At 73.1% G+C, this 17,867-nt stretch carries 11 protein-coding genes and 1 tRNA gene; 7 read left to right on the top strand and 5 right to left on the bottom strand.

What is annotated here, in order from left to right; translation table 11 throughout:
* The first annotated feature begins 62 nt into the window (after positions 1 to 62).
* Together gltB and ACRYR8_RS05930 are read left to right on the top strand one after the other, a co-directional pair.
* Entirely contained in the window at positions 63 to 4,679 is a 4,617-nt protein-coding gene (gene gltB / locus ACRYR8_RS05935; RefSeq protein WP_432483183.1) for a glutamate synthase large subunit, read from the top strand.
* Complete coding sequence (locus tag ACRYR8_RS05930; RefSeq protein WP_432483181.1) at positions 4,672 to 6,132, top strand: glutamate synthase subunit beta; 1,461 nt, start codon at positions 4,672 to 4,674, stop codon at positions 6,130 to 6,132. Before gltB ends, ACRYR8_RS05930 begins: the two co-directional genes overlap by 8 nt.
* Before the next feature lie 63 nt (positions 6,133 to 6,195).
* Here the strand turns inward: ACRYR8_RS05930 and ACRYR8_RS05925 are convergent, their stop codons facing one another.
* Positions 6,196 to 7,008, bottom strand: coding sequence for an FRG domain-containing protein (locus ACRYR8_RS05925; protein ID WP_432483179.1), 813 nt, complete (start codon positions 7,006 to 7,008; stop codon positions 6,196 to 6,198).
* A 141-nt stretch (positions 7,009 to 7,149) separates the two neighbouring features.
* Positions 7,150 to 7,557, bottom strand: a complete 408-nt coding sequence (locus ACRYR8_RS05920) for a hypothetical protein (protein ID WP_432483177.1) — start codon at positions 7,555 to 7,557, stop codon at positions 7,150 to 7,152.
* A 186-nt stretch (positions 7,558 to 7,743) separates the two neighbouring features.
* Between ACRYR8_RS05920 and pyk the strand changes: the two genes are divergently transcribed.
* Positions 7,744 to 9,183 (top strand): pyruvate kinase, encoded by a 1,440-nt coding sequence (gene pyk, locus ACRYR8_RS05915; protein WP_432483175.1) that lies wholly within the window; start codon positions 7,744 to 7,746, stop codon positions 9,181 to 9,183.
* A gap of 112 nt (positions 9,184 to 9,295) precedes the next feature.
* Here the strand turns inward: pyk and ACRYR8_RS05910 are convergent.
* Positions 9,296 to 9,369 (bottom strand) — tRNA-Leu (locus ACRYR8_RS05910).
* 126 nt (positions 9,370 to 9,495) lie between these two features.
* Here ACRYR8_RS05910 and ACRYR8_RS05905 point away from each other — a divergent pair.
* The 3 genes from ACRYR8_RS05905 to polA all read left to right on the top strand — a co-directional run bounded on the left by ACRYR8_RS05905 (position 9,496) and on the right by polA (position 13,879).
* On the top strand, positions 9,496 to 10,110 hold the full coding sequence (locus ACRYR8_RS05905) for an ANTAR domain-containing response regulator (protein ID WP_432483173.1): 615 nt from the start codon (positions 9,496 to 9,498) through the stop codon (positions 10,108 to 10,110).
* Positions 10,111 to 10,344: 234 nt separating this feature from the next.
* The gene (locus tag ACRYR8_RS05900; protein ID WP_432483171.1) at positions 10,345 to 11,010 is read left to right on the top strand and encodes a GNAT family N-acetyltransferase; all 666 of its coding nucleotides are present in this window, start codon (positions 10,345 to 10,347) and stop codon (positions 11,008 to 11,010) included.
* 58 nt (positions 11,011 to 11,068) lie between these two features.
* The gene (polA, locus tag ACRYR8_RS05895) at positions 11,069 to 13,879 is read left to right on the top strand and encodes a DNA polymerase I (protein ID WP_432483169.1); all 2,811 of its coding nucleotides are present in this window, start codon (positions 11,069 to 11,071) and stop codon (positions 13,877 to 13,879) included.
* 59 nt (positions 13,880 to 13,938) lie between these two features.
* On the opposite strand, the gene ACRYR8_RS05890 is transcribed toward polA, so the two are convergent.
* Both ACRYR8_RS05890 and ACRYR8_RS05885 read right to left on the bottom strand, forming a co-directional pair.
* Entirely contained in the window at positions 13,939 to 15,138 is a 1,200-nt protein-coding gene (locus ACRYR8_RS05890) for a neutral zinc metallopeptidase (RefSeq protein WP_432483167.1), read from the bottom strand.
* Between the two features lie 66 nt (positions 15,139 to 15,204).
* On the bottom strand, positions 15,205 to 16,056 hold the full coding sequence (locus ACRYR8_RS05885) for a class I SAM-dependent methyltransferase (protein WP_432483243.1): 852 nt from the start codon (positions 16,054 to 16,056) through the stop codon (positions 15,205 to 15,207).
* 261 nt (positions 16,057 to 16,317) lie between these two features.
* Here ACRYR8_RS05885 and rpsA point away from each other — a divergent pair, with 261 nt between their 5' ends.
* Positions 16,318 to 17,832 (top strand): 30S ribosomal protein S1, encoded by a 1,515-nt coding sequence (rpsA, locus tag ACRYR8_RS05880; RefSeq protein WP_432483165.1) that lies wholly within the window; start codon positions 16,318 to 16,320, stop codon positions 17,830 to 17,832.
* The last annotated feature ends 35 nt before the right edge of the window (positions 17,833 to 17,867 follow it).

Below are 17,867 nucleotides of genomic sequence, written 5' to 3'. Positions count from 1 at the left end.
CGTCGAGAGACCCCCTGTCCATCGAGGTCCTGACGGACCTCTCTCCGAGGACGGTGCACCGCATGTCGCAACCCCTCGCGCAGCTCACCGCGCACACCGCCGGGCACACCGCTGGACACGCCCCCGCACAGCCCGTCCGCCCGCTGCCCTTCTCGGCGCTGCCGCCGGACGCCGGCCTGTACGACCGCAGCAACGAGAAGGACGCCTGCGGCGTCGCCTTCGTCGCCACCATGCGCGGCGAACCCGGCCACGACATCGTCGAGCACGCCCTGACCGCGCTGCGCAACCTCGACCACCGCGGCGCGGTGGGCGCGGAGACCAACACCGGCGACGGCGCCGGGATCCTCACCCAGGTCCCCGACGAATTCCTGCGCGCCGTCACCGCGGAGCTGGGCATCGAGCTGCCGGCGAAGGGCACCTACGCCGCCGGCAACGCGTTCCTGCCCGTGGACACCGCCGAGCGGGCCGAGGCCGTCGCGCGCATCGAGCAGCTCGCCGCCGAGGAGGGCCTGCGGGTCCTCGGCTGGCGCGACGTGCCCGTCACCGCCGACCTCGTCGGCGCCCAGGCCCGCGCCTGCATGCCCCACTTCGCGCAGCTGTTCGTGGCCGGCCCCTCCGGCGAGGCAGGCATCGACCTGGACCGGCGCGTCTACCCGCTGCGCAAGCGCGCCGAGCGCGAGCTGGGCGTCTACTTCCCCTCCCTGTCGGCGCGCACCATGGTCTACAAGGGCATGCTGACCACCGGTCAGCTGGAGCCGTTCTTCCCCGACCTGTCCGACCGCCGCTTCACCAGCGAGCTGGGCCTGGTCCACTCCCGCTTCTCGACCAACACCTTCCCCTCGTGGCCGCTGGCGCACCCCTTCCGCACCATCGCCCACAACGGCGAGATCAACACCGTCAAGGGCAACCGCAACTGGATGGCCGCGCGCGAGTCGCAGATGAGCACCCCGCTCATCCCCGGCGACGTGCAGCGCCTGGGCCCGGTGTGCGCCACCGAGGGCTCGGACTCCGCCTCCTTCGACGAGGTCCTGGAGCTGCTGCACCTGGCCGGGCGCTCCCTGCCGCACGCGGTGCTGATGATGATCCCCGAGGCGTGGGAGAACAACACCGAGATGGACCCGGCCCGCCGGGCCTTCTACGAGTTCCACTCGATGTTCTCCGAGCCGTGGGACGGCCCGGCCAACCTCACCTTCACCGACGGCACCGTCATCGGCTGCGTCCTGGACCGCAACGGCCTGCGGCCCTCGCGCTACTGGGTCACCGACGACGGCCTTGTCGTCCTCGCCAGCGAGGTCGGCGTCCTGGACCTGGACCCCGCCTCGGTGGTCGCCCGCGGCCGCGTGGCGCCCGGGAAGATGTTCCTGGTCGACACCGCCCGCGGTCGCATCGTCGACGACGAGGAGATCAAGGCCGAGCTCGCCGGCGCCCAGCCGTACGCCGAGTGGCTCAAGAACGTCGTGCACCTGGGCGACCTGCCCCCGCGCGAGCACGTCGTGCACACCCACGCCTCGGTGGCCCGCCGCCAGCAGACCTTCGGCTACACCGAGGAGGAGCTGCGGCTCATCCTGGCGCCCATGGCCCGCGCCGGCGCCGAGCCGATCGGCTCCATGGGCTCCGACACGCCCCTGGCGGTGCTCTCCGAGCGCCCGCGGCTGCTGTTCGACTACTTCACCCAGCTGTTCGCGCAGGTCACCAACCCGCCGCTGGACGCCATCCGCGAGGAGCTCGTCACCTCGCTGATCACCATCGCCGGCCCGCACCAGAACTTCCTGGCCGAGTCACCGGCGCACTGCCACCAGCTGGTGCTGCCCTTCCCGGTCATCGACAACGACGAGCTCGCCAAGATCGTCCACATCGACAAGGACCGCCGCAACCCGGGCCGCACCACCCACACCGTCAAGGGCCTGTACCGGGTCGCCGGCGGCGGCGCGGAGCTGGCCCGGCGCATCGAGGAGATCCGCGCGGAGGTCTCGCGCGCCATCGCCGACGGTGCCGTCTTCGTGGTCCTGTCCGACCGTGACTCCACCGCGGAGCTGGCCCCCATCCCCTCGCTGCTGCTGACCAGCGCCGTGCACCACCACCTGGTGCGCCAGAAGCTGCGCACCCAGGTCGGCCTGGTCGTGGAGGCCGGCGACGTGCGCGAGGTCCACCACGTCGCCCTGCTCGTGGGCTACGGCGCCGCCGCCATCAACCCCTACCTGGCGATGGAGACCGTCGAGGACCTCGCCCGCAACGGCGTCATCGCCGACGTGGACCCGGCCACCGCGGTCAAGAACCTCATCAAGGCCCTCGGCAAGGGCGTGCTGAAGGTCATGTCCAAGATGGGCATCTCCACCGTCGCCTCCTACCGCGGCGCGCAGGTCTTCGAGGCACTGGGCCTGTCCCAGACCCTCGTCGACGAGTACTTCACCGCCACCACCTCCCGCCTGGGCGGGGTCGGCCTCGACGTGCTCGCCGAGGAGGTCGCCAAGCGCCACCGCATCGCCTACCCCGTGGAGGGCCAGGAGCGCGCCCACCGCCGCCTGGAGACCGGCGGCGAGTACCAGTGGCGCCGCGAGGGCGAACCGCACCTGTTCGACCCCGAGACCGTCTTCCAGCTGCAGCACTCCACCCGCCAGCGCAACGAGGAGCTGTTCCGCAGCTACACCCGCCGCGTGGACGAGCAGGCCGAGCGCCTGATGACCCTGCGCGGGCTGCTGCAGCTGAAGAAGGGCGTGCGCGAACCCGTCCCCGTGGACGAGGTCGAGCCGGTCAGCGAGATCGTCAAGCGGTTCTCCACCGGCGCGATGAGCTACGGCTCCATCAGCAAGGAGGCCCACGAGGTCCTGGCCGTGGCGATGAACCGCCTGGGCGCGAAGTCCAACACCGGCGAGGGCGGCGAGGACGACGAGCGCCTGCTGGACCCCGAGCGCAACTCCGCCATCAAGCAGATCGCTTCGGGCCGCTTCGGCGTGACCAGCATGTACCTCACCCACGCCACCGACCTGCAGATCAAGGTCGCCCAGGGCGCCAAGCCCGGCGAGGGCGGGCAGTTGCCCGGTCACAAGGTGTACCCGAACATCGCCAAGACCCGGCACTCCACGCCCGGCGTCGGGCTCATCTCCCCGCCGCCGCACCACGACATCTACTCCATCGAGGACCTCGCCCAGCTCATCCACGACCTGAAGAACTCCAACCCCTCGGCGCGCGTGCACGTCAAGCTCGTCTCCGAGGTCGGCGTCGGCACGGTCGCCACCGGCGTGTCCAAGGCCAAGGCCGACGTCGTGCTGATCTCCGGCCACGACGGCGGCACCGGCGCGGCACCGCTGACCAGCCTCAAGCACGCCGGCGGCCCCTGGGAGCTGGGTCTGGCCGAGACCCAGCAGACGCTCGTCGTCAACGGCCTGCGCGACCGCATCTCCGTGCAGGTCGACGGGCAGCTGAAGACCGGCCGCGACGTCGTCATCGCCGCCCTGCTGGGCGCCGAGGAGTTCGGGTTCGCCACCGCCCCGCTGGTCGTCTCCGGCTGCATCATGATGCGCGTGTGCCAGCTGGACACCTGCCCGGTCGGGGTGGCCACCCAGAACCCCGAGCTGCGCTCGCGGTTCACCGGCAAGGCCGAGTACCTGGTGACGTTCTTCGAGTACCTGGCCCAGGAGGTGCGCGAGTACCTCGCCCAGCTCGGCTTCCGCTCCCTGGACGAGGCCGTGGGGCACGTGGAGGTCCTGGACACCCGCCGCGCCGTGTCGCACTGGAAGGCCGCCGGGCTGGACCTGGCGCCGATCCTGCACGCCCCGGCGCTGCCGGAGGGCACCGCGCTGCACCAGACGCAGACGCAGGACCACGCGCTGGAGAAGGCGCTGGACCACGTGCTGATCGAGCGCGCCAGCGCCGCCCTGCGCGACGGCACCCCCGTGCGGATCGAGCTGCCCGTGCGCAACGTCAACCGCACCATCGGCACCCTGCTGGGCCACGAGGTCACCAAGGCCTGGGGCGCGGCCGGCCTGCCCGAGGGCACCATCGACATCACCCTGACCGGTTCGGCGGGGCAGTCGCTGGGCGCGTTCCTGCCGCGCGGTGTCACCCTGCGGCTGTTCGGCGACACCAACGACTACGTCGGCAAGGGCCTCTCGGGCGGCACCGTCGTGGTGCGCCCGGACCGCGCCAGCGGTTCGCGCGAGCGCGACATCGTCGCGGGCAACGTCATCGGCTACGGCGCGACCTCCGGCTCGATCTTCCTGCGCGGGGAGGTCGGCGAGCGCTTCTGCGTGCGCAACTCCGGTGCCACCGCCGTGGTGGAGGGCGTGGGTGATCACGCGCTGGAGTACATGACCGGCGGTGAGGTCGTCATCGTGGGCCGCACCGGCCGCAACGTCGCCGCGGGCATGTCCGGCGGCCTGGCGCACGTGCTGGACCTCAAGGAGGGCCGCGTCAACCGCGACATGGTGGACGTGGAGCCCCTCGACGACGAAGCCGCCGCCCGCGTGCACGACCTGCTGGTGGCCCACCGCGAGCACACCGACTCCACCGTCGCCGCCAAGCTCCTCAGCGACTGGGGAACCGCGCGGCAGCGCTTCTCGACGATCGTCCCGCGGGACTACCGCCGCGTCCTGCAGGTGCGCGCCCAGGCCGTCAGCGACGGCCTGGAGCCGGACTCGGAGGCCGTGCTGACCCGCATCATGGAGGCATCTCATGGTTGATCCCCGGGGTTTCCTGAAGGTCCGCGAGCGCGAGCTGCCGCCGCGCCGCCCGGTGCCGCTGCGCCTGATGGACTGGCGCGAGGTCTACGAGAGGCAGAGCCAGGAGCAGCTGCAGCGCCAGGCCGGTCGCTGCATGGACTGCGGCATCCCCTTCTGCCACAACGCCTGCCCGCTGGGGAACCTCATCCCCGAGTGGAACGACCTGGTCAGCCGCGGCGACATGCACGAGGCCATCGAGCGCCTGCACGCCACGAACAACTTCCCGGAGTTCACCGGGAAGCTGTGCCCGGCGCCGTGCGAGTCCGCCTGCGTGCTGGGCATCAACCAGCCGCCGGTGACCATCAAGCAGGTCGAGGTGATGATCGCCGAGACGGCCGCCGACAACGGCTGGCTGGAGCCGCGCCCGCCGGAGCGGCTGACCGGCAAGACGGTCGCCGTGGTCGGCTCCGGGCCCGCGGGACTGGCCGCTGCCCAGCAGCTGACCCGCGCCGGGCACACCGTCGCCGTCTACGAGCGCGACGACAAGATCGGCGGGCTCATGCGCTACGGCATCCCCGAGTTCAAGATGGAACGCTCCGTCCTGGACCGGCGCCTGGCGCAGATGGAGGCCGAGGGCACCCGCTTCCGCCCGGGGGTGGACATCGGCACCGACATCACCGGTGAGCAGCTGCGCGAGCGTTACGACGCCGTCGTGGTCGCCACCGGCGCCACGCAGTGGCGCGACGTGGACATCGCCGGCCGCGAGCTGGCGGGCGTCCACCAGGCCATGCAGTACCTGCCGCCCACCAACCGCACCGCGGTCGGTGAGCCCCGCCCGGCGGACTACATCGACGCCGCCGGCCTGGACGTGGTCATCATCGGCGGCGGCGACACCGGCTCGGACTGCTACGGCACCGCCCTGCGGCAGGGCGCGCGCTCGGTGACCCAGCTGGACATCTACCCCAAGGCGCCGGGGGAGCGGCCCGAGAGCGAACCGTGGCCCACCGTGCCCAAGGTGTTCAGCGTCTCCTCCTCCCACGAGGAGGGCGGTCAGCGGAAGTTCTCCGCCAGCACGCAGGCCCTCATCGGCGACGAGCAGGGCCACGTGAAGGCGCTGCGCATCGTGGAGGTCGAGAAGGTCGACGGCGCCTGGACGCCGGTGGCCGGCACCGAGCAGGACCTGCCCGCCCAGCTGGTGCTGCTGGCCATCGGGTTCACCGGCCCCGAGCACGGCGGGCTGGTCGAGCAGCTCGGGCTCACCCCGGACCAGCGCACCCGCTTCACCCGCACCCCCGGGTACGCCACCGCCACCCCTGGCGTGTTCGTGGCCGGCGACGCCGGACGCGGGCAGTCGCTGATCGTGTGGGCCATCGCCGAGGGGCGCGCCTGCGCCGCCGCCGTCGACGAGCACCTCATGGGTGACACGGCCCTGCCCGCGCCCATCCGCGCCGACGCCGCCCCGCTGACGGCCTGAACGGACGCTCTCGGCGCCGCCCCGCCCAGCGGACGTGCGCCCACCTGCTCCGGCCCGCCGCGCTCAGCAGCGCGGCGGGCTGGAGTAGTAGCGCGTCAGCCACCGGCTCAGCCCGTCCAACCCGGGGAAGAGCACCCGCTCGGTGATGTTCGCCTGGTCCAGGCGTTCACGCACCAGCGGCTTCAGCGCGGCCGGCACCACCACCTTGCGCACCAGCGGCGGCTCGGCCCGCGTCAGCCACGCGTCTGGCCGCTCGCGCCGCGAGGACAGCACCGAGAAGCTGGCGTACTGGTTGACGATCCGCTCGTCCAGCGACGGGGGTTCGAAGAACACCATGAACGGTTCGGGGTCGAGCGCGTCGAACGCCGTCAGCGTGGGCGCCACCTGACCCAGCAGCTCCACCGTGAACGCCGCACCACCCCACTCCCGCAGCGCCGAGCGCACCTGCTCGGGCAGCCGTTCGTGAGCGGCCACGAAGTCCACGCTCCACACCGCGCCGTCCTCGTCGTGGCGCTGCACGTCGGCGGTGGCGAAGTGCAGCGCGACCAGCGGTGAGTACGTCCAGTCCAGGATGCGGGTGGGCAGCCCGTGGTGCTGCGCCAGCGTCAACCACTCCCAGTCGCTCTCCTGGCGACCGAACGGCACCCGGGAGTACTTGCGGAAGTTTCGCAGCAGGTCCGTCTCGCGCTCCAGGCGTCCCAGCCGCTGCAGCGACGTCAGCAACCCGTACCCGGCGCAGACCAGGCCGCGGTGCACCACGGTGGAGTGGTAGCGGCCCGCCCGCTGCGGCCACGGTTCGGAGAACAGCAGGTCCTGAAGCTCCGCCCAGGTCCGCGGCACGACCGTCTCGACCCCGGGGTGCTCGGCTCGCGCCACCTGGTCCCTCCCGCTGCCGACGCTCGGGCCCCGGCTCGACCCGGTGGCGATCCTGCCGCGGCACGGCCCCGGCACGCGAGTCGAGCCCGCGGGTCGGACCCGCGGGTCGGACCCGCACCGGGGTGGGGCGCACCCGGTGCGTCACCAGCCGGCGACGGTCTCCCGGTCGTACACCCACACCGCCGAGTCGCTGATCACGGTGACGTCCGCGGCGTGCCCGGCCAAGCCCCGCGCGGCGGCGGCCTCCTCGACCTTCTCCAGCGCCCGCTGCGCGGCGCTCTCGGCGTCCAGGCCGTCGCCGTCGACGCTGATGACCACGTCGTGCTCGGGCACGTCGACGGACTCGATGCGCGGGTGCGCGGTGCGCAGCGCGGCCACCAGCTCACGCAGCGCGCCCGCGGGCCAGTCCGCGTCGGCGTGCAGACGCACGTACACCGCGTACTCGTGCTCTAGGTCGGCCACGCCCTCCTCGATCAGCTCGTCGATCTCCAGGTCCACCGCGGTGCCCAGCACCACGTCGTCACGGCCCGTTCCGGCTCCCGTCGTCATGGCAGCCAGCATGGCGCACGGCCACCGCCGCGCACGCCGGGGTGCGCAGCGGCGGGGGAGCGCACCGGCGGGCGCGGTGACCGGCACGTGACCGGGGCGTGAAACCCCGGCAGCGGCGCGGCCGCCGCCGGGCACCCAGCACGCCCCGCGGCGCACGCACCGGGGCAGGCGGCATAGGCTCGCAGCATGCGCAGAGCGAAGATCGTCTGCACCCTCGGGCCCGCCGTGGCCGGCACCGAGCGGTTGCGGGCCCTGGTGGACGCCGGGATGGACGTCGCCCGGATGAACCTGAGCCACGGCTCCCACGACGACCACCGGGCCAACTTCGAGGGGGTGCGCGCCGCGGCCGAGGCCACCGGCCGCTCGGTCGGCGTCCTCGCCGACCTGCAGGGCCCCAAGATCCGGCTGGGGAGGTTCGCCGACGGTCCCCACGAACTGGCGGTGGGTGACGTCTTCACCATCACCACCGAGGACGTCGTGGGCACCAAGGAGGTGTGCTCCACCACCTACGGGGGCCTGACCGGCGACGTGTCCGTGGGCGACCGCATCCTCATCGACGACGGCAAGGTCGGACTGGACGTCACCGCCGTCGAGGGCCCGCGCGTGGTCACCCGCGTGGCCGTTCCCGGCCCGGTCAGCAACAACAAGGGCATCAACCTGCCCGGTGTGGCCGTCAGCGTCCCGGCCATGTCCGAGAAGGACATCGACGACCTGCGCTTCGCGCTGCGCCTGGGCGTGGACATGGTGGCGCTGTCCTTCGTGCGCTCGGCCGCCGACGCCGCCGACGTGCACCGCATCATGGACGAGGAGGGCGTGACCGTCCCGGTCATCGCCAAGGTCGAGAAGCCCCAGGCCGTGCAGAACCTGCGCGAGGTCGTGGCGGCCTTCGACGGCATCATGGTCGCCCGGGGGGACCTGGGCGTCGAGCTGCCCCTGGAAGAGGTCCCGCTGGTCCAGAAGCGCGCCATCGAACTGGCCCGCCGCCAGGCCAAGCCCGTCATCGTCGCCACCCAGATGCTCGAGTCGATGATCACCAGCCCGCGCCCCACCCGCGCGGAGGCCTCCGACTGCGCCAACGCCGTCCTGGACGGCGCCGACGCCCTCATGCTCTCCGGCGAGACCAGCGTGGGCGCCTTCCCCTACGAGGCCGTGCGCACCATGGCCCGCATCATCGAGAACACCGAGACCCACGGCGCCGAGCGCATCGTGCCGCTGGGCACCACCCCGCACACCAAGGGCGGCGCGATCACGCTGGCCGCCTCCGAAATCGGCAAGCAGCTCGACGCCGCGCTGCTGGTGACCTTCACCCAGTCCGGCGACTCCGCCCGGCGCCTGTCGCGGCTGCGCTCGCCGATCCCGCTGCTCGCCTTCACCCCCGAGCACGCCACCCGCCGCCGCCTGGCCCTCAGCTGGGGCATCGAGGCGCACCACTCGCCGTTCATCAGCACCACCGACGAGATGGTCAAGGCCCTGGACCAGCGCCTGCGGGAGATGGGCCGCTGCGCGGAAGGCGACCTGGTGGTCATCGTGGCCGGTGCCCCCCCGGGCATCGTCGGTTCCACCAACGCCGTGCGCGTGCACCGCATCGGCGACGCCACGGCGGGGGTCTCCTCGGCCTACGCCTGAGCGGCCGACGCACCACCGCACGCACGAGGGGGGACGGACCAGCTGGTCCGTCCCCCCTCGTGCGTGCCCGCCCCGCCCGTGCGGGTGGACCGCGTGGACGCGTCGAGCGCAGTGCCCCGGGTGGGATTCGAACCCACACTGGATCGAGTTTGAGTCGATTGCCTCTGCCGGTTGGGCTACCGGGGCCGGCCACCACCCCCGCAGGACCCGCAGGACCCCGAGAGGCGACCGGGCCACCCTACCGGCCGCCGCGCCCGCCCCGGCGGGTGACGGGGCTCCGGCGCGCCGCCGGCCGCCCTCTAGGATGAGGGCGTGACCAACACTTCCGACACCGCCGCGACCCCGCCCACGACCGCTCGCCGGGTGGTCGTCGCGGAGGACGAGGCGATCATCCGTCTCGACATCGTGGAGATGCTGCGGGAGGCCGGCTACGACGTCGTGGGCGAGGCCGGTGACGGCGAGCAGGCGGTCGTCCTGGCCGAGGAGCACAAGCCCGACCTGGTCGTCATGGACATCAAGATGCCCGTCCTGGACGGCATCTCCGCGGCCGAGCGCATCGTCAAGGCCCGCATCGCCCCGGTGGTGCTGCTGACCGCCTTCTCCCAGGCCGAGCTCGTCGAGCGGGCCCGCGACGCCGGCGCGATGGCGTACGTGGTCAAGCCGTTCACCTCCGCCGACCTGCTGCCCGCGGTCGAGATCGCCGTCAGCCGCCACCAGCAGATCATGGCCCTGGAGGACGAGGTCGCCGACCTCGCCGACCGCTTCGAGACCCGCAAGCTGGTCGACCGCGCCAAGTCCAAGTTGCAGACCCAGTTCGGCATGAGCGAGCCCGAGGCGTTCCGCTGGATCCAGAAGACCTCCATGGACAAGCGCCTGACGATGCGCGAGGTCGCCACCACCGTCATCAACGCCGGCGACGGTTCCTGATCCGGCCTCCGGCCCCCGGGCGCCCAGCGCCCCACCGCTGACGCCCCGGCGCACCCTGCGTGCCGGGGCGTCGGCGTCCACGCACCCCGCTGACCCGCACGGGTGAGAGCGCACCCACCCCCGGCCCGCCGCGCGCCACCCGACCTTCCGCTGCACCCCCGCAAGCCCTAATGTCCCCTCAGCCGCGATCGCGGCGACCGGAAGCGGGGGCCCGGTCCGTTCGAGGAGGACGACGTGCCGAAACCTGCCGTGCTGGTGCGCGAAGCCGCGCTCAGCGACGTGGACACCCTGATGCGCCTGTACGCCTCGGCCCGCTTCGACTCCGGGCAGCTGCGCGCCTCCACCGACGGCGTGCGCGCCCGCCTGCAGCGCGCCCTGGCCGAGGGCACCGTGCGGGTCCTGATCGCCAGCGTGGCCGGTGAGCCGGTCGGGTACGCGCTGCTGACCTCCACCCCGCTGCTGCCGCTGGGCGGCTGCGCCGGCCCCAGCGTGGAACACCTGCACGTCGTGCCCGAGCAGCGCCGCCGCGGCGTGGGCCGCGCCCTGCTGCGCCGCGCCCTCCTGCTGGCCGAGGCCCAGGGCGCGGAGCAACTGGCCTGCACCGCGCTGCCGGGTGACCGCGACTACACCCGCTACCTGGCGCGCCTGGGCTTCGCCCCCGTCGTCGTGCGCCGCGCCGCCCCCCTGACCCTGCTGCGCCGCCGCCTGGCCGTGGACGGCACCGACGGGCGCGGGGACCGCCGGTCCGGCGTCGTGGCCCGCCGCCGGTCCCTGCGCGCCCGCCTGGCCCGCGACACCCCCCCGCCCGCACCCCGCACCCCGCTCACCCGCAGCACCCCGTCGACCGGCACCCCGCTGCCCATCCCGGGCGAGGTCCCCGGCCCCGCCCCCGTGGCCTGACCCCCCAGCCACCCCGCTCGCCCACCGCGCGTCCGAGCCCCTGACTACCCTGACCGACGTGACCCCACCCCCCGCGCCGACCACCCGCCGGGCCACCCGCCCCACCCGCCCCAGCAGCGGCGCCAGCAGCGGCACCGGAACGGAGCAGACCCGCCCCCGCCTGCTCCTGGTCGACGGCCACTCCCTGGCCTACCGCGCCTTCTACGCCCTGCCCGTGGACAACTTCGCCACCAGCACCGGCCAGCCCACCAACGCGGTCTACGGGTTCACCTCCATGCTCATCAACGTCCTGCGCGACGAGGAACCCACCCACCTCGCCGTCGCCTTCGACGTCTCCCGCACCACCTTCCGCACGCAGGCCTACGCCGACTACAAGGCCACCCGCCTCAAGAGCCCCGACGAGTTCCGCGGTCAGGTCGAACTGGTCAAGGAAGTCCTCGCCGCCCTGCGCGTCCCCGTCGTCGAGATGGACGGCTACGAGGCCGACGACGTCATCGCCACCCTCACCGAACAAGCCGTCAGCGCCGGCTACGACGTCCTCATCTCCACCGGCGACCGCGACGCCCTGCAGCTGGTGCGCCCCGAGGTCACCGTCCTGTACCCCCGCAAGGGCGTCTCCGACCTGCTGCGCATGACCCCCGACGTCGTCCAGGAACGCTACGGCGTCCCCCCCGAGCGCTACCCCGACCTGGCCGCCCTGGTGGGGGAGACCAGCGACAACCTGCCCGGCGTGCCCGGCGTCGGCCCCAAGACCGCCGCCAAGTGGATCACCGCCCACGACGGCCTCGACGGCGTCATCGCCGACGCCGACCGCATCAAGGGCAAGGCGGGCGAGAACCTGCGCGCCCACCTCGACGGCGTCATCCGCAACCGCCGCCTCAACGCCCTCGTGCGCGACCTGGACCTGCCCGTGCGCCCCGACGACCTCGTGCGCCGCACCTGGGACCGCGAACAGGTCCACACCGTCTTCGACGGCCTCGAGTTCCGCGTCCTGCGCGACCGCCTCTTCGCCACCCTCGAGAGCGCCGAACCCGAAGCCGAAGCCGGCTTCGGCCTCGACGGCGCCGTCCTCCTCGACGGCGAGGTCGCCGACTGGCTCGCCGAGCACGCCCAGCGGCGCACCGGCCTGCACGTCACCGGCACCTGGAGCCGTGGCACCGGAGACGTCACCGCCCTGGCGCTCGCCGGCGCCGACGGCGTCGCCGCCTGGATCGACCCCACCGCCCTCGCCGACGCCGACGAGCGCGCCTTGGCCGACTGGCTCGCCGACCCCGAAGCCCCCAAGGTCACCCACGACGTCAAGGGCCCCAGCCACGCCCTGGCCGCCCGCGGCTGGACCCTCGCCGGCATCGTCATGGACACCGCCCTGGCCGCCTACCTGTGCCGCCCGGACCAGCGCAGCTACGACCTCGCCGACCTGTCCGTGCGCCACCTCAAGCGCGAACTGCGCGCCGAGGGCCCCACCGACGCCACCGTCGCCGAGGGCACCGACGAGCAGCTCACCCTCGACGCCGGCGAAGGCCCCGTCGGCGGCGACCAGCACGCCCGCGCCCAGGAGGGCATGGTGCGCGCCCTGGCGATCTCCGAGCTCGCCGACGTGCTCGCCGCCGAGCTCGAGGCCCGCGGCGGCACCCGCCTGCTGCAGGAGGTCGAACTGCCCCTCGTCGACGTCCTCGCCCGTGCCGAACGCGTCGGCATCGCCGTCGACGACCACCTGCTCAGCGACCTCGAGCAGCACTTCGCCGACCGCGTCACCCACGCCCAGACCCAGGCGCACGAGGTCATCGGGACCGAGATCAACCTCGGCTCACCCAAGCAGCTGCAGACCGTGCTGTTCGAGCAGCTCGCCATGCCCAAGACCAAGCGCACCAAGACGGGCTACACCACCGACGCCGACGCCCTCGCCGCCCTCTACGTCAAGACCGAGCACCCGTTCCTGCAGCACCTGCTGGAGCACCGCGACGCCTCCCGCCTGCGCCAGACCGTCGAGGGCCTGCGCAAGTCCGTCGCCGAGGACGGTCGCGTGCACACCACCTTCCAGCAGATGATCGCCGCCACCGGCCGGCTCAGCTCCACCGACCCCAACCTGCAGAACATCCCCATCCGCACCGACGAGGGCCGCCGCATCCGTGCGGCCTTCGTCGTCGGCCGCGACCAGGACGGCACACCCTGGGAGAGCCTGCTCACCGCGGACTACTCCCAGATCGAGATGCGGATCATGGCCCACCTGTCCGCCGACGAAGGCCTCATCGCCGCCTTCACCTCCGGCGAGGACCTGCACCGCTTCGTCGGCAGCCGCGTCTTCGGCGTCGACCCCGCCGACGTCACCCCCGACATGCGCGCCAAGATCAAGGCCATGTCCTACGGGCTGGCCTACGGGCTGTCCGCGTTCGGCCTGTCCAACCAGCTGAAGATCTCCACCGAAGAGGCCCGTGGCCTCATGGAGGACTACTTCGAGCGCTTCGGCGGAGTGCGCGACTACCTGCACGGCGTCGTCGACGAAGCCCGCCGCGTCGGCTACACCGAGACCATCATGGGCCGGCGCCGCTACCTGCCGGACCTGACCAGCGACAACCGCCAGCGCCGTGAGATGGCCGAGCGCATGGCGCTCAACGCCCCCATCCAGGGCTCGGCGGCCGACATCATCAAGGTCGCCATGCTCGACCTGGACCGCGGCCTGCGCGAGGCCGGCCTGCGCTCGCGCCTGCTGCTGCAGGTGCACGACGAACTCGTCCTCGAGGTCGCCCCCGGAGAACGCGAGCCGCTGGAGCGACTGGTGCGCACCACCATGGCCGGTGCCGCCGACCTCGCCGTGCCCCTCGACGTCTCCGTCGGCGTGGGTACCTCCTGGCACGACGCCGGTCATTGACGCGACGCGGCCGGGGCCACCCGCGAGTGGCCCCGGCCGCGTCTCAGGGCTCCAGCGGCTCAGCGCGCGTCCGGCGCCACCAGTTCCGCCAGTGCCGCCTCGAACCGCTCCGCCACCTGCAGCGACGGCAGGACGTGCCCCTGCTCGCGCTGCGATGCCGCCAGGTCCGCGCCCCACTGCGCCGCACGCTCACGCTGGTTCGGGGTGCCGTGGTGGCCGGGGCTGGTGAACGAGCAGTCACCCACCTCGGCGAAGGAGCGCTGCGCCTGCACCACCCGCTTCGCGTTCAGCGCCGCGCCCCGCTTGTGCGTGGCGAAGTACGTCGCGAACGCGTCCGCCATCAGCTCCGTGCGCCGCGTCGCCTCCGGCCCCGTCAACGGTGAGTCGAACAGATCGTCCTCGTACTGCACGTGGTGCGCGAACTCGTGCGCCAGCACCGCCCGCGGACCCACGTCCGACAACCCGATCGAGGACATGAACGCCAGGATCCCGTCACCGAAGACGATCTTGTCCGGCAGCGAGGCCACCAGCGGGTCCGTCGCGCCCTGTGCGCTGAACGCGTAGGCGTTGAGGGTGAAGACCGGGTTCTCGCCACCGGCGAGCTCCGGGACGGACTCCACCGCCGCGACGACCTGCGCGGAGTACTCCCGCGCCTCCGCCGCGGGCAGCCCGTAGAGGACCGTCAGCAACCGCGCCAGGCGCGCCGGGTCCCGCAGCACCGACCCGTGCATCGCCATCAGCTGGACGTCCGCGCTCGGCACGTCCCAGAAGCGCTGCGCGGAGCGGAAGGTCCGCTCCAGCTCCGAGCGGCTGGACGAGGTCAGCGCGTACGCCGGGTCCCCGTCGGTGCCGAACAGCAGCGCGTCGTACGTCGGGAAGTCCAGCACACCGCTGTCCGCGACGAACCGCAGCTCCTGCGGGTCCAGCCCGGCCAGCAGGCCCTCCGCGTACACGCTCAGCGCCGTCGGCGAGCAGTCGTGCTCGCCCGGGTCGATCGCCCGGCCGACCACCGCGGAAACGGGGGACTGCACCCCCGTGCGCGCCGCCGCCGACTCCCGGCGAGCCTGCCAGCCCACCGGCAGCCGCACGTCCGCCACCGCGCGCACCGGTTCCGCGGCGGACACGGCGCCGGCGGGGGCAGCGGCGGAGGACGCGCGAGGGACGGGGGAGGCAGCCGCCGACGCCGCGGGCGCCACGCACCCCAGCGCCAGGACCAGGCCGGTGCCGGCCGCGACGGACCAGCGGGAGAGCGTCGACATGGGGGAGTCCCGTCTCGAGGCCCGTGCGCGCGGCGCGCGGGCGGTGGGTGCTTCGCGTGAGCCACCCTAGGAGTCGCTGTGCTCCGACCCAGCGCGACCCGCCCGCCGCGGCCGCCCCGACCGCGAGCACACCAGCACCAGCGTCCCCGGCACCAGCTCCCCGCGCAGCCGGCTCCACCCGCCCCACACCGCGTCCCCGGAGGACCACTCCGGCTCCACCAGGTCCTCCAGCACCAGCCCCGCGCCCCGCACCAACCGCACCCAGTCACCCACCGTGCGGTGGTGCTCCGCGTACGTCACCCGCGTGCGCCCAGCGCCGTCCGTGCCCGTCTCCACGTACGGGCGCCGGTCGAAGTAGGAGTGGTGCACCCGCAGACCCTCCGGACCCGGCACGTCCGGCAGCGCCCACCGCACCGGGTGCGGCACGCTCGCCACGAACCGCCCACCCGGCCGCAGCACCCGCGCAACCTCCGTCAACACGCGGTCGGCGTCCGCCACGAACGGCAGCGCCCCGTACGAGGTGAAGACCACGTCGAAGGCCGCGTCCGCGAACGGAAGCACCCGCGCGTCGCACTGCACCAGCGGCGTGCACGCGCCCACCTCGGCGTCAGCCACCACCCCCTCGGCCAGCATCCCCGCGGACAGGTCGCTCGCCACCACCAGCGCACCCCGCCCGGCCAGCCACCGCGCGCACTGCGCCGCGCCCGCACCCACCTCCAGCACGCGCAGCCCCCGCACGTCCCCCAGCAGGCCGGCCTCCTCCTCGCGCAGGCCCTCCGGCCCCCAGACGAGGTCGGAACCGGGACGGGCGTCCCCCAGGAACGCCCCGTGCTCGGCCCGGTAGCCCACCGCCTCCGCGTCCCACCAGCGCCGCTGCGCCGCCACCGTCTCCAACGCCCCCACGGCCCGCCGCTGCACCGCGGGACCGCCCTCGGCCTCCACGCCGGCGCCCTCGCCGAACCCTTCGCCCACCGCGCCCACCGCACCGCTCACCCGCCCATCCTGGCAGGGGCGCTCGCGGGCGCGACGGCGTGCTTTGCCTGTGCGCAGCGGCGCCGGTAGGCTTGAACGGCGAGCGTCCGCCCCCGGTTCCACGACACGTCCCGAGGTGCGCGCCCGTGACGGCCGGGAGCCCCCGGGCGTGACCCTACGACTGTCCCTGACGGAGCCCCTACCTCCATGACGACCACGACGACCGCTCCGGTGAGCGGTACCCCTCAGATCGCGATCAACGACATCGGGTCGGCTGAGGAGTTCCTGGCCGCGGTCGATGCGACCATCAAGTACTTCAACGACGGTGACATCGTCTCCGGCACCATCGTGAAGGTCGACCGTGACGAGGTCCTCCTCGACATCGGTTACAAGACCGAGGGTGTCATCCCCTCGCGCGAGCTCTCGATCAAGCACGACGTCGACCCCAACGAGGTCGTCGGCGTCGGCGACGAGGTCGAGGCCCTGGTCCTCCAGAAGGAGGACAAGGAAGGCCGCCTGATCCTGTCCAAGAAGCGCGCCCAGTACGAGCGCGCCTGGGGCACGATCGAGGCCAAGAAGGAGGCCGACGAGGTCGTCGAGGGCACCGTCATCGAGGTCGTCAAGGGTGGTCTCATCCTCGACATCGGCCTCCGCGGGTTCCTGCCGGCGTCCCTGGTCGAGATGCGCCGCGTGCGCGACCTGCAGCCCTACGTGGGCAAGACGATCGAAGCCAAGATCATCGAACTGGACAAGAACCGCAACAACGTGGTCCTGTCCCGCCGCGCCTGGCTCGAGCAGACCCAGTCCGAGGTGCGCCAGACCTTCCTGCAGACCCTGCAGAAGGGCCAGGTCCGCTCCGGCGTGGTCTCCTCCATCGTCAACTTCGGTGCGTTCGTCGACCTGGGCGGCGTGGACGGCCTCGTGCACGTCTCCGAGCTGTCCTGGAAGCACATCGACCACCCCTCCGAGGTCGTCGAGGTCGGCCAGGAGGTCACGGTCGAGGTGCTCGACGTGGACATGGACCGCGAGCGCGTGTCCCTGTCGCTGAAGGCCACCCAGGAAGACCCGTGGCAGCAGTTCGCCCGCACCCACGCCATCGGCCAGGTCGTGCCGGGCAAGGTCACCAAGCTGGTCCCGTTCGGCGCGTTCGTGCGCGTCGACGACGGCATCGAGGGCCTGGTGCACATCTCCGAGCTGGCCGAGCGCCACGTCGAGGTGCCCGAGCAGGTCGTCCAGGTCAACAGCGACATCTTCGTCAAGGTCATCGACATCGACCTGGAGCGTCGCCGGATCTCCCTGTCGCTGAAGCAGGCCACCGAGTCCCTCGCCGCCGCCGGCGAGGAGTTCGACCCGTCGCTGTACGGGATGGCCGCCGACTACGACGAGCAGGGCAACTACAAGTACCCCGAGGGCTTCGACCCCGAGACCAACGAGTGGCTCGAGGGGTACGAGGCGCAGCGCGAGGAGTGGGAGGCGCAGTACGCCCTCGCCCACGAGCGCTGGGAGGCGCACCGCCGCCTGGTCGCCGAGGCCGCCGAGGCCGAGGCCCGCGCCGAGGCCGAGGGTGTCCCCGCGGCCGCTGCGTCCTCCGCGCCGTCGTCCTCCAGCGGCGCCGGCTCGGTCTCGTCCTCCTACACCTCGGAGGCCCCCGAGGCCGCGGGCACGCTCGCGTCCGACGAGGCTCTGGCCGCCCTGCGCGAGAAGCTCACCGGCGGGCAGTGATCCACCGGGCCGGGACCGCGCACGCGCGGACCCGG

The sequence above is a fragment of the Kineococcus esterisolvens genome (assembly GCF_050871405.1).
Classification (GTDB): Bacteria; Actinomycetota; Actinomycetes; order Actinomycetales; family Kineococcaceae; genus Kineococcus.
The sequence above is the reverse complement of the archived record's forward strand: the minus strand, read 5'-3'. Positions and strand labels throughout refer to the sequence as shown.